The 12,397-nt window shown below is 34.2% G+C and carries 10 protein-coding genes; 8 read left to right on the top strand and 2 right to left on the bottom strand.

Translation table 11 applies throughout. The features are described 5' to 3' along the window. Positions 1–120 precede the first annotated feature (120 nt). Positions 121–2,736 (top strand): hypothetical protein, encoded by a 2,616-nt coding sequence (locus tag ACMHJ2_RS09315; RefSeq protein ID WP_413512621.1) that lies wholly within the window; start codon positions 121–123, stop codon positions 2,734–2,736. Between the two features lie 40 nt (positions 2,737–2,776). On the opposite strand, the gene ACMHJ2_RS09320 is transcribed toward ACMHJ2_RS09315, so the two are convergent. Together ACMHJ2_RS09320 and ACMHJ2_RS09325 are read right to left on the bottom strand one after the other, a co-directional pair. Next, on the bottom strand, positions 2,777–3,607 hold the full coding sequence (locus ACMHJ2_RS09320; RefSeq protein ID WP_413512622.1) for a lysophospholipid acyltransferase family protein: 831 nt from the start codon (positions 3,605–3,607) through the stop codon (positions 2,777–2,779). Between the two features lie 77 nt (positions 3,608–3,684). Then, entirely contained in the window at positions 3,685–4,335 is a 651-nt protein-coding gene (locus ACMHJ2_RS09325) for an NUDIX hydrolase (protein WP_413512623.1), read from the bottom strand. A gap of 51 nt (positions 4,336–4,386) precedes the next feature. On the opposite strand from ACMHJ2_RS09325, the gene ACMHJ2_RS09330 reads away from it, so the two are divergent. The 7 genes from ACMHJ2_RS09330 to rpmH all read left to right on the top strand — a co-directional run bounded on the left by ACMHJ2_RS09330 (position 4,387) and on the right by rpmH (position 12,289). Continuing rightward, positions 4,387–4,830 (top strand): DUF4268 domain-containing protein, encoded by a 444-nt coding sequence (locus tag ACMHJ2_RS09330; protein ID WP_413512624.1) that lies wholly within the window; start codon positions 4,387–4,389, stop codon positions 4,828–4,830. 42 nt (positions 4,831–4,872) lie between these two features. Then, on the top strand, positions 4,873–6,738 hold the full coding sequence (locus tag ACMHJ2_RS09335; RefSeq protein WP_413512625.1) for a hypothetical protein: 1,866 nt from the start codon (positions 4,873–4,875) through the stop codon (positions 6,736–6,738). Positions 6,739–6,874: 136 nt separating this feature from the next. Next, entirely contained in the window at positions 6,875–8,116 is a 1,242-nt protein-coding gene (locus tag ACMHJ2_RS09340; protein ID WP_413512626.1) for an ABC transporter permease, read from the top strand. Between the two features lie 162 nt (positions 8,117–8,278). Continuing rightward, positions 8,279–8,875, top strand: coding sequence for a hypothetical protein (locus ACMHJ2_RS09345; RefSeq protein WP_413512627.1), 597 nt, complete (start codon positions 8,279–8,281; stop codon positions 8,873–8,875). A 35-nt stretch (positions 8,876–8,910) separates the two neighbouring features. Further along, positions 8,911–11,160: a histidine kinase gene (locus ACMHJ2_RS09350; RefSeq protein ID WP_413512628.1), complete on the top strand. Its 2,250-nt coding sequence runs from the start codon at positions 8,911–8,913 to the stop codon at positions 11,158–11,160. Between the two features lie 3 nt (positions 11,161–11,163). Next, complete coding sequence (locus ACMHJ2_RS09355) at positions 11,164–11,796, top strand: response regulator (RefSeq protein WP_413512629.1); 633 nt, start codon at positions 11,164–11,166, stop codon at positions 11,794–11,796. Between the two features lie 331 nt (positions 11,797–12,127). Further along, the gene (gene rpmH, locus ACMHJ2_RS09360; RefSeq protein WP_002990519.1) at positions 12,128–12,289 is read left to right on the top strand and encodes a 50S ribosomal protein L34; all 162 of its coding nucleotides are present in this window, start codon (positions 12,128–12,130) and stop codon (positions 12,287–12,289) included. Positions 12,290–12,397 lie beyond the last annotated feature (108 nt).

Consider the following 12,397-nt stretch of genomic DNA (forward strand, 5'->3'; position numbering starts at 1 on the left):
AGAGTCTTTGTGCCAGTCACAAAGACTTTTTTTGTGCTTTTTCAACATTCACTAAAAGTAGTGAGCTCGTTTTCGCCTTGTTTTATCTACATTTGCTGAACAATAAAAACACAAATTAGGATGTACAAAAAACTATTACCTCTTGCCTTGTTATTTTCTTCTGCTATCTATAGTCAAACAGCAAAAGATACGTTATGGGTAAACTCTATGGATGAAGTAACAACTAAAGCGTTAGCTACTTCGTTCAGAATTTCAAAACCAGCCAAACAAAAAAATGGTTTAGAAGAGATTATTACGTACAACAAAGAAACAAAAGCAATTGAAATTAAAGGATTTGGTAATTTTGACAAATCCAAAACTCTTGCATACGACGGAAAAGTAACCTATTTCAATGCAGATGGTTCAGTTAATTTTGATATGTTTTATGAACTTGGAAACGCTATCAAAATAACCTCTATCGATCCTTTTACACAAGAAGAATATACCCTTACTTATTCAGAGGGCTACCCGTACGATGGTACAATGGTGCAATTGTATAAAAATGCTTATTTCTACATCGAAATGATTGAAGGAAGCTATCAATCGTACATCTATGTAAATAAAAATAATGAAAACGAAAAGTACATCTATACATTTGATGATGAAAATTACATCTTAGATGAACAGTTTTTTGATAAAAATGGACAAGTTGTCTATGCTGCTACTTATGAAAATGGTTCGGTTCACGATGGTACTTCTATCATTTTAAATTACGATACTTTCCTGCCAAGTGCAATTAGCACCTATAAAGAGGGCGTAAATACTGAAATAGTCTATTATTTTACTTCGGGACAAGTAAAATACAAAACGACGCTAACAACCACCCAATCGTCGACTGTTTTCTATGACAACAAAGGCAGTCAAATTGCCACATACAAAGCAAACATTGATGAATATGGCTCAGAGACAAACCAAGAGGGGGGATATTTATACTACAATGACTACGATGAAAATACAGATTTACCTGTTAGTCAATCAGAATACAAAAAAGGAAAGTTAGTAAAAGAAACTGCTTTTTATACAGCAACCACTCTACCTACACCTAAATCAATTAAGTATTATCTCAACGATTACTACATAGAAAAAATAGAATTTTTCAATGAAGATGGAAGTAAAAAAGGAGAAATTACGTACGACAAAGATGGATATAATCCAAAAGATGGGGTACTGTATGAAGACAACACGGTTTCAACCTATAAAGATGGGGTGTTAATCGATAAAAAAGTATACTATTCTACTGGAAAACTATTTGAAGAAACCAAAGAAAATCGTTCTACTTACTATGACCAAAAAGGAAATAGTATTGGAAAACTAACTTCTAAAAAAGGATATTATGGTTCAATAGAACCGTATGAGGGTACACTTTTAAGCTTAACTAATGATGAAATTAGCAGTAAGATTAACTATGAAAAAGGAGTTATTGTCTATTCAGCAACCTATGAGCCTCATCCTTCGAATGAGCGTAAATTAATCCTCAGAGAAGAAAATTTCTCACCTGTAAATGCAACACCTAAACGTATTGTTTATACCCGTGAAGGCAAAAAAAATAGAGAAGAATTATTTAATAAGAGCGATTACGATCAAAATATCTTAAAAGTAACCTACTTTGATGCAAAAGGAAAAGTAACAGGTATTTTTGATAATATTGAAAAAGAAGGAACACATTACACCTTTTTCGAAGATGACTCTATTGAATCGATGAGTACCTATGCGAAGGGTGAATTAATATACAAAAAAGAATACATCAACAAAAACGGTATATATAGCACAGAAATCAATGCATATTTGGCCTCTGAAATCAACTACAAAAAAGAAGGAATCTTTTATGATGCAGAGGGGAATCAAATTGCAAAAGCTTCTTATAAGGATGGACAGCCTTATACGGGAACTATAAGTAGCAACGATGGTTATTCTACAACCATTACTTCCTATGAAAAAGGGTTAAAAGAGGGGCTTGAAACGTTTAAAAGTGATTACGCCGATTATATCGCGACAAAAACCTACTATAAAGCAGGAGAAATTGTAAAAGAAGAAAATTATGTTGAAGAAATTTTACAATCTTCTAAAACGTATAAAGACGGTGACTTACACGGTCCTTCAAATTTTTACGATGCAGAAGGTGAGCTAATCGCTACTTTAGAGTATAAAGACGGTTTTGCCTACACAGGTACTTCGGTTGCCTTTGGTTATGATAACACGGTCTATACCACTTATGAAGAGGGAGTAGTTACGCATGAAAAAACAATCAGTCTAAGTACAGAAATGATGGTAGCTGAAGATAAGCTACTTGCAGATGGAACCATGCAAAAAAGCATTTATGATGAAAATGGAGCTTTAGTGTATCAATATGGAATTAAAGAGTACTATTTACACGGTACGTGTATTTACTTTGAAAAGGGTAAACCAAAATACGAAGGTAAATTTGACGAAGGCCGTTTGGTAGAAGGGAGTGTTGCCTTAAAAACATGGGGAGACTCTTATAATTATAACGATTACAATAGCGGCGATACTTACTTTGTGTGTACTATTCAAAAAAACACAATGACTATCCAACGCATATCAACAGAAACCAATAAGGTTATTTTTGAATTAACTAGCAAAGTCAAAAAGGGAAAAATGGAAGACAATCCGATCTTACAAAGTAAGATTGACAGTCAAAATCTTTACCCTTATTACGAATATAGTTCTTCTTACTAAACAGAAAAAGGTCATCCCGCGGGATGACCTTTTTTTATATTTAATAATTCTTGGATGAATTGTAATATCCGTAGGTTCGCTGTTCATTTAGTTTCTTTTGTTCTTCTAAGAACTCTTGGGGAAGTACTTTTAAGAAAGACGGATGTTGTTCAATTGCCATTTCAATTTGTTCAACAATTTGATCAATCGTACTATTTTCATAATCAATTTCCAAAGGTTCTTTAATTGCCATCGATTGAAGAATTCCCTTCTTCTTTAAGTGCAACCCTTTTTTGTCAAAAGAGCGTCTAAAACCATCAATAACGATAGGAACAACAATAGGTTTATAATTTTTAATAATATGAGCTGTTCCTTTGCGAATCGGTTTAAATGATTTTGTAGTTCCTTGCGGAAAGGTAATCACCCAACCATCTTCTAAAGCAATTTTTATATTCTCAACTTGATCTCGATCTACTTCTCTTTTTTCATCAATATCTACTCCTTTACTTCTCCAAGTTCGATCAACTTGTACAGCTCCTACATACGCCATAATACGAGGTAAAATTCCAGATTTCATCGTCTCTGCTGCTGCAACATAATAGAGGTTTAGTTTAGGTTTCCAGATATACATAATATTTTTAATCGAATTATCCCTTCCTTTTAAACTTGCATTAAAGACATGATACATCGCTACAACATCTGCAAAATAAGTTTGATGGTTCGAAATAAACAATACATTTTTATCGGGTAAACGGCGTAAAATTTCAGAACCTTCGATTTGCAAATCGTTAAATCCTCTAAAACGCTGATGAGTTAAAAATCCAAACGTTCTAATGATCCATTTTTTAAGCCATAAAATATGCCCAAATGGATTCCTTCTAAATAATCCCATACTCCTACATCCTGATTAATGAACTGCAAATTTAATGCTTTTACTGCTTGTAATAGGTTAAAATTTAGGAATTGCTTTTACTTGTAAGTATTTAATACTTGTTTGAGGGTTTCTCTTAGCTCGCTAAGCATCATTGCTGTGGCTCCCCAAATTGTATACTCCCCATAAATAAAAGCAGGTACATGAGTCCACAAAGCATAACTTGTTTTTAAAGCAACTTCTTTTATTAGCTGATCTTGCAACAAAATATGCAGCGGCAACTCAATAATATTAGCTACTTCAAATGCATCGGGTGTAAAAGACAACTCCTTTTTTGAAATACCTAAGTAGGGTTGTACATAAAAGTTACTCGGTGGAATGTAAATTTTAGTAAACGGTTGAATAATTTGGATATCCTTACCTAGAATTCCTACCTCTTCGTGCGTTTCTCTTAATGCGGTATGTTCCAAATCCAAATCTTCTAACTCATATTTTCCTCCGGGAAATCCCACCTGCCCTGAATGAATTCCTTTATAAGTAGCTCTTTCAATTAGAAGTACATTGGTTTCTTGTCCTTTGGGATACAACAACATCATCACCGCAGATTCTCTAGGATTTCGCTCTACAAAATCTTCTGCATACAAATAAGGAACCCTTTCAACAGGGATCATGAGTCGATGTGCATCAATCCCCGCAGGCTTTGCACCTTTAATTTGCTCGATCTTATGCAAAAAAGAATCAAAAGTCATAGCTTTGCTTTATCAAATTAACATACACCTAAAATTACAATTTTATCCGCCATGTACAGTAAAGAAGATGCTAAAAAAATACAAAAAGAATTCTGGATTCAGTTTGCCACTGAATACCCAAGAAAATGGTTGTTACACAAAACAAAGATTAAAGATGTTTCCTTTAAGTTTTACGCAGATAATAAAATAGCACAGGTTCTCTTGGATATCGAACCTCGAGACGAAGAGAAAAGAACGATTTATTATGAAAAAATTGAATCGCTAAAAACCATTCTCTTAGAAGACCATCTGTCAGATGCGATTTTTGAAAGAGAATACTATTTGGAAAATGGAAAATTAATCAGTCGCATTTGGGTTTCACTTGATGATGTCTCTATCAATAACCCCAAAACCTGGAATCAAATTTTTGCTTTTTTTAATGAAAAAATGACTGCTTTTGAAATTTTCTTCTACGAGTATGAAGATTATATTCGAGATTTAGAAATAAATACTTAACTTTTGCGTTAAAATAACTCACCGTCTTTTGATAAAAACTTCATGCTAAAATTTATCTACTTTTTGGTTTTCATCTGTTTTGCTGTGCAATTAACTTATGCACAGGGTACTCCTGCGATAAAATTAGATACTGTTCAACCTATTGACACCGTTTTTCAAAAAGAATTACCGCTCAAAATTGAGAAAGATACTACTCAAATTTTTTCTAATCTAAAAGAGAAAAACAAAGGTTCCAAATTAGGTCGTATGTTTAATAAATTAGTTTATAAAAACAATAAGCGGTTGACTGCCCATGCTCCCGATGTTCAGACCAATCAACATTTTGAACGTGGAGAAGGTAAAATCATTCGCAATATAAAAATAACCACCCTTGATCCCTTTGGATATTCCGAGAAAGACACGTTAAAGAAACCAGAAAAGGCGTTGGAACTATGGGGAAATCGATTACACCTCAAAACTAAAAAATTTACAATTAAGAACTTCTTGTTATTCAAAGAAGGGGATGTTTTTGATTCGCTCAAAGTAAAGGAGTCTGAACGTTTAATTCGTACCCAACGCTACGTGCGTCGAGTTATGATTACCCCGATTCCTACTTCGTCTCCGGATTCTGTAGATATTGCGATTAGAGAATTAGACTCCTGGACCATTTACCCTAGTGGTTCGCTATCAACATCTTCGATGCGTGTTAAATTAACGGAGCGAAATTTTGGTGGGTTTGGACATGATGTAACCATTCAGTACGTTTCGCGTTTCAAAGAAAATAAACAAGGGGCTTATTTTAGTTATTCTGTAAATAATATTCAAAATACATTTATTCGTTCCAATGTCTTATTCAATCAAGATCCTTGGGGTAATTATGTAAAAGGCGTTTCACTCAATAGACCCTTTTATTCTCCATATGCGAAATGGGCAGGAGGGGTAAGTGCACAACAGCGCTTTCGAAGAGATTCCCTTCCTGATACCAACATGAAGTACAGTTTGGAGTCAATTAAATACAATACTTACGACTATTGGGCGGGGTATTCTATTCCAATATCTACCAAGAATCCTACTATTACTAACTTGCGCACATCGCTCCGCTTTGTGAAGGATAATTACCATACGACTCCAGGTAAGGAATACGATTTGTATGATTATTATAGAGATCAGCGTTTGTATTTAGCCTCTATTAGCTTAAGTTCAACAAATTATATACAAGATCGTTTCATTTTTAATTATGACATCATTGAAGACGTTCAGGTGGGGAAAATATTAGCCTTAACGGGAGGAATGCGCGATAAATACAACAAACGACGCGCGTACTTTGGTGCTAGATTTTCGATGGGAGGCTATACTAAATTAGGCTATTTTGCTGGAAACATAGAATGGGGAAGTCATTTTCATGGCGGACAAACAGAACAAGCCGCTTTTCGATTAGAAGGCACCTATTTTACAAGGTTATTTGTGGTCGGTAACTGGCGATTCCGTCATTTCCTTGTTCCTCAACTCGTTATTGGAACACATCGTTATGATCATATTGGAGATGAATTGAAGATTGAAGGTATTATCCAAGGTATACGCGCTCAGAAAATTACAGGAACCAAACGCCTTTCAATTGCCTATCAATGGCAATCTTACGCTCCTTATGAATGGAAAGGTTTCCGTTTTAACCCTTACTTTAGTTTTGAAGGTGCTTTTATTGGAGATAGTAGCAATCGTTTGCTCGATCCTAAAATGTACTCGCGCCTAAGTCTAGGACTCGTTGCTAATAATGATTATCTTGTATTTAGTAAAGTTACTATCTCTTTGGTTTATTACCCAACTATGCCTGATACTGGCAATAGTGTATTCCGTGCTAATTCGGTACAATACAATATGGAACTACCTAACTTTAATTATGATAGACCGCAAACGGTTTCTTATTACTAGTGCGTGGTGAGAAGCTTTTTATATAGTGTTTATACGATTCTCTTCTGTTTCCGAGCTTCTCACCTAAACAAAAAAACTCAGCTATTTTATTTATCTTTACTTGTAACAATTTAATCCTTTTGACTACCCATTATATATGTGGAAAATAACACTTGAAAACATAAAGATTGCTACAACAAGTATTAAAAGTCAGTTACTTCGTACTTTTATTACGGTGTTTATTATTGCTATAGGCATCTGGGCTTTGGTTGGTATTCTATCGGTTGTAAGTGCTTTAAAAAATACGATTTTAGAAGATTTCGCCTCAATGGGAGCCAATACCTTTACCATTAGTCAATACGATACGGCAGGGCGAATTGCCAAAAATCAAGCCAATCAAGTGGAAAACCCCACGATTACTTATGCACAAGCTTTAGATTTTAAAGCTCGTTATAACTTCCCTTTTTCGGCTGTATCGCTTTCTTTTCCAGCTGCTTCAAATATAGAAGTCAAAAATGATTACATCAAAACAGATCCAGAAATTAGCATTATTGGTTGTGATGAAAATTATCTTTCTAATAGTGGCTTACTAATCGATCAAGGCAGAACTTTAAGTTTTACGGATTGTACAAATAACCTTTTTGTCTGTGTTGTAGGATCTGATTTTTCTAAAAAATTATTCAAAGAACAAGCTCCAATTAATCAATTCATTTCCATTCGCGGCTATAAATTTAAAATTGTAGGCATACTCAAAGAACAAGGTAGTACGTTTGGACAAAATGAAGATCAGCGCGTTTTTATCCCCATTCAAATCGCCCGAAATATATTTAGTATCGCGGATATCAATTATACTATCAAAGTTGGAATTAACCAAGAAGGTTTACTTAATCAGGCTATTGACCAAGCGACACTCGATTTTAGAACGAGCAGAAATTTAGCTATTTCTCATCCTTCAAACTTTGGTATTGAACGAAGCGACGATATGATTCGCTCTTTGGAAAAACAAGTAGATATGCTAAATATGGCAGCCTGGCTGATTGGTATGATTACTATTTTAGGTTCTTCGATTGCTTTAATGAATATCATGTTAGTATCCGTAACGGAGCGAACAAAAGAAATTGGTATTCGCAAAGCACTAGGTGCCAAAAGGAAAACAATTGCTCAACAGTTTTTTACTGAGACCTTAATTATTGGCCAATTAGGGGGCTTACTTGGTACTTTATTGGGAATAGGAACGGCTTACCTTCTAACTTCAATTCTTCATTTTTCGTTTGCCATACCTTGGCCCGCCATCGCAGCTGCTTTTATAACCACACTTGTTGTTGCAGTAATATCTGGTTTATATCCAGCTATTAAAGCATCTAAGCTAGATCCTGTAGAAGCCCTTCGCTATGAATAAAGACATACAATAAGATACGCTTACTCCTAGGTGTTTTTTTATAAAAACACGCTAGATCATCCCTACTTCTTTTTATTTTAACTTTTAAATTCATCATTTTTAGGGAGTACTAGGCAACTGCTTATTGGCTATTTTTGTAATTAACTAACACTCTTTTTAATTATGAAAACCTTTTTTCTAACGCTAGGCATTAGCCTTTGCTCTTTGATTTGGGCACAGGCACAAGAAATTTCAACCCGCAATATTTTGGTAAAACAAGGGAATCAAATCGATGTGATTGATCAAAACACACAAGATATTACGTTAAAACCCACCTCTTTTAGCATTGAATTTTTAAATAAACCCTATCAGGATAGAAAAGATCTTTTTTATGCAGCAAAAGCCTTGCTTACAGACAACAGTCAATTTAAAAATGACTACGAGTCAGCCTCTTTTGACAACATTGAATTCTTTAGTCCAGGAACAGGTTTTGCCGCGCCATTTGACCAAAATCAATCTTTTCCTAATTTGAGTGAAGAGGGACATCAATATTTATATTTTGCATCCAACAGCGATCATCGAATCAACAAAATTGGCAAACAAGATGAATGGGATATCTATCAATGGACATTGGATGGAGTTACTATCGATGAAAATGAAGTAACCTGGGAAAACTATCACATCGGTGAATTGTATATCTATTTTGTTGTGGATCGAAACTTAAATAATACGATTGATCCAAATGAACATCACTTGATTCGCATTGCGTTTAAAAAATAAATAACTTTACCTGGTTGATACCAATCGATTTGTCTATGACCCATTTTTCTAATTTTTCAATAGTTCTTCTCTTGTTTTTATGGTGTAGTATACTGTGCTATACACCCCATAAACTTTATGGACAAGAAATATTGACTACTTATAAAAATCAATACGACAAAACGTTACCAGGTAGTGCCGCTCGTTTTGAAATAGTTGGCAAATACGCTCAGGCACTTTTTTTTCATGAAAAACAACACGAAGCTAATCAGCTTTTAAAAGACAATATTCAAATTGCGGAGAAACATACCGATAACGTAAATGCGGCTTATCTCTATGCTATTTTGAGCATGAATGCACAATTAAATGAAAACACCAAGGAAGCCCACAAAGCGATTGTAAAAGCACTGGATTATGCCCAACAAATCGATGATTTTGAAACAAAAGCGTACGTTAACTACTGCCGCGGTTGGATTTATGTGCGAAATAACCAAGAAGCAAAAGCCGTTCAATCCATATTAGTGGCTATTTCCTTTTATGAGAAAGCGCCCAATTCTGCTACCAAGTTAGGCCGATTATCCGCAGCATATAAAGAATTAACAAGTATATATGCCAATTGGGATGACTATGAATTACAAGAAAAATACAGTAAACTGACGCTAGATGTTGCCATTAAACAAAATAATCCCAATGCGCTATTTGATGCCTATATGATGATGGGGTATTTTTATGAAAGTGAGTTTACCCAAAACAACAACAATATTTACGCCCGTGATTTAGCTGAAAAATACTACAAAAAAGCAATTAAAACCTACGAAGAAAATCAAGATGTAATCCCTTTTCGTTCTGACTTAGCTTTTGTTGCCAATAATTTAGCAAGTCTGTATCTACGTGCCTTTCCCAAGCAATACACAGAACGAGCTACTTATTATGCTGAATTAGCTTTAAAACAAGCGACCGAAACCAATCAGCTCAATTTTCAAGCTTCCTCTTATGGAATTTTAGCTGAAATTGCCTTACAGCAAAATAATACGAAAGCAGCCACTTCTCATTTATTATCAGCGCTTTCTGCTAGTAATAACACGAATTTACCGGATAAAAACACCTTGCTTTCTATTTATGAAAGTTTAGCACAGCTACATGAAACGCAAGGGAATTATTTGAGCGCTTTGCACTTCAATAAGCTGTATTTACAGACCTATCAATCAATTTACAGTCAAGATAAATTAGAAATAACAAAGCGCTTAGAGGCTCAATATGAAAAAGAGCAACAGAAACAACAACTCTTGACTTTGCAACTCGCTTCTGAAAAAAAAGAACAGCAAATTCAATTAATGAAAACGTTGAGCTTACAACAACAGCAGGAATTAGAAAATTTAAAGCTTCAGGAAGAGAACCAACGAAAAAAACTAGAGGTTAGTCACTTAGAAACTGAAACACATGCGCAGGCCTTAAAACTATCTCAACTTGAAAATGACAATAAATTTTTAGATATCCAACATTTTAAAAAAACACTCTCTTACAAAGAAAAAGTCAATTCATATTTTTTAGTCTTAGCTATTGTATTTGCTACTCTTCTCTTTGTTTTACTTTATGTTTACAAGCAGCGAACCAAAAGTATGAAACAACAAAAAGAGTTGTATAATTTAGCCTTAGAAAAAGAAAAACAACATGCTAAAATTGCGACGCTTACGGCTTTACTTGATGGACAAGAGCAAGAGCGATCTCGTTTAGCTCGCGATTTACATGATGGTTTAGGAGGATTACTCTCGGGAACAAAAATTCAACTGAGTACCTTAAATCACAAAATAACCGATGACAACCAAGCGGAAATGACTAAATCCATGGAACATTTAGACAATGCCGTAGATGAGCTTCGTCGAGTGGCTCATAATTTAATGCCCGATTTATTACTCAAATACGGTTTAGAAGAGGCTTTAAAAGAATATGCCAACCGGATGTCTACGGATCAATTGGATATCAATGTACAATTTTTAGGGTATACGAATACACTCAAACAAGACCAACAATTATTAGTCTATCGCATCATTCAAGAATTAGTAAATAATGCCTTGAAACACGCTTCTCCCCAACAAATAATTATCCAATTGGCTGAAAACAATGATTCTTATCTGGTAACCATTGAAGATGATGGTTGTGGTTTTAAACTTGAAAAAGTACATCAAACACAGTCTGCTGGATTACACAATATACAATCCAGAGTGCAATTTCTCAAAGGAGAACTGCACATTCATTCCGAACTAAATCTTGGAACTAGTATTGATTTTCAATTCCCTAAATTTTAACGCATGATAAAAGTAGCATTAACCGACGATCATCCTTTGTTATTAGAAGGCTTAAAAAACATATTAAACAAACAAGAAAATATTCAAGTTACAGGTTGTTATCCTTCGATCGAAGATTTACAGAAGGGAATCAAGAAGAATCCTATTCACATTTTATTATTGGATATTAATTTAGCAGATGTCAATAGCTTAGATTGGATAAGACCTCTTAAAAAGAAGTATCCTGAGATGCAAATTATCATGCTGAGTGTTCACAATGAATATGCGGTTATCAATAGTTCTTTACAAGAAGGCGCTTCGGGTTATATTCAAAAAAATGCTTCTGTAGATGAAATTGTACAAGGTATTTATGCGGTTTATGACCAGACTATTTTTTTGTGTTCTCAAACGCAAGTCGTTTTAGAGAAAAAAACCAAAAATGGATTGAATACAATTCCAAAACTAACCAGACGTGAAAAAGAAGTTTTGGTTGAAGCAACCCAAGGATTCACAACCCAACAAATTGCTGATCGCTTATTTATCAGTACGCATACGGTGGATAGTCATCGCAAGAATTTAATTGAGAAATTTCAAACCACAAACCTCAGTTCAGTTCTAACCTTGGCTATCGAATATGGTTTAATTAAAAAAGTTTAAACAAAATAAAATATTTCTCAGGTAACTAGTTACCTAAAAAAAAGCATTCGTTTCTTCTTTATTATTTTAAAAAATAAGAGTAAATGGAGGCTAATTGTACCTTTTTAGCTTTTATTAAATATATAAATATTTCTTTTTGGAGAAATCGGTTGCAAGTCAACACTAAGAAACAGAGGATAAACAGATCCTAATCGCAATTTTGTGAAAATAATTTACCCAAACGCTTTGTAAGAATCAAATGACTTTATTATATTTGCACTCGGTTTTGGCCCAAGTGTATCAAAGCTGAATTTTTTGAAAAGTAAAATACTAAGATTTAAAGATAAACGCAATGAGCAAGAGAACGTTTCAACCTTCAAATAGAAAAAGAAGAAACAAACATGGTTTCATGGAAAGAATGTCTACTCCTAACGGTAGAAAAGTATTAGCTGCAAGAAGAGCTAAAGGAAGACATAAATTAACTGTTTCTTGTGAAACAAAACATAAACATTAATGTTTTGATTAAAATATAATTAAAGGTGTTACTCATTGGTTGTAACGCCTTTTTTTATACTTTGTCGTAAGCATAACCGTACAATCACACACACACACTATACTTGCT

Source organism: Myroides odoratus (assembly GCF_965118575.1).
GTDB classification, from domain to species: Bacteria; Bacteroidota; Bacteroidia; order Flavobacteriales; family Flavobacteriaceae; genus Flavobacterium; species Flavobacterium odoratum_B.

Bases quoted from the DNA above. Each gene is read 5' to 3' on its own strand.
- ACMHJ2_RS09315 (WP_413512621.1), top strand. From the start codon at position 121: ATGTACAAAAAACTATTACCTCTTGCCTTGTTATTTTCTTCTGCTATC.
- ACMHJ2_RS09320 (WP_413512622.1), bottom strand. From the start codon at position 3,607: ATGGGATTATTTAGAAGGAATCCATTTGGGCATATTTTATGGCTTAAA.
- ACMHJ2_RS09325 (WP_413512623.1), bottom strand. From the start codon at position 4,335: ATGACTTTTGATTCTTTTTTGCATAAGATCGAGCAAATTAAAGGTGCA.
- ACMHJ2_RS09330 (WP_413512624.1), top strand. From the start codon at position 4,387: ATGTACAGTAAAGAAGATGCTAAAAAAATACAAAAAGAATTCTGGATT.
- ACMHJ2_RS09335 (WP_413512625.1), top strand. From the start codon at position 4,873: ATGCTAAAATTTATCTACTTTTTGGTTTTCATCTGTTTTGCTGTGCAA.
- ACMHJ2_RS09340 (WP_413512626.1), top strand. From the start codon at position 6,875: ATGTGGAAAATAACACTTGAAAACATAAAGATTGCTACAACAAGTATT.
- ACMHJ2_RS09345 (WP_413512627.1), top strand. From the start codon at position 8,279: ATGAAAACCTTTTTTCTAACGCTAGGCATTAGCCTTTGCTCTTTGATT.
- ACMHJ2_RS09350 (WP_413512628.1), top strand. From the start codon at position 8,911: ATGACCCATTTTTCTAATTTTTCAATAGTTCTTCTCTTGTTTTTATGG.
- ACMHJ2_RS09355 (WP_413512629.1), top strand. From the start codon at position 11,164: ATGATAAAAGTAGCATTAACCGACGATCATCCTTTGTTATTAGAAGGC.
- rpmH (WP_002990519.1), top strand. From the start codon at position 12,128: ATGAGCAAGAGAACGTTTCAACCTTCAAATAGAAAAAGAAGAAACAAA.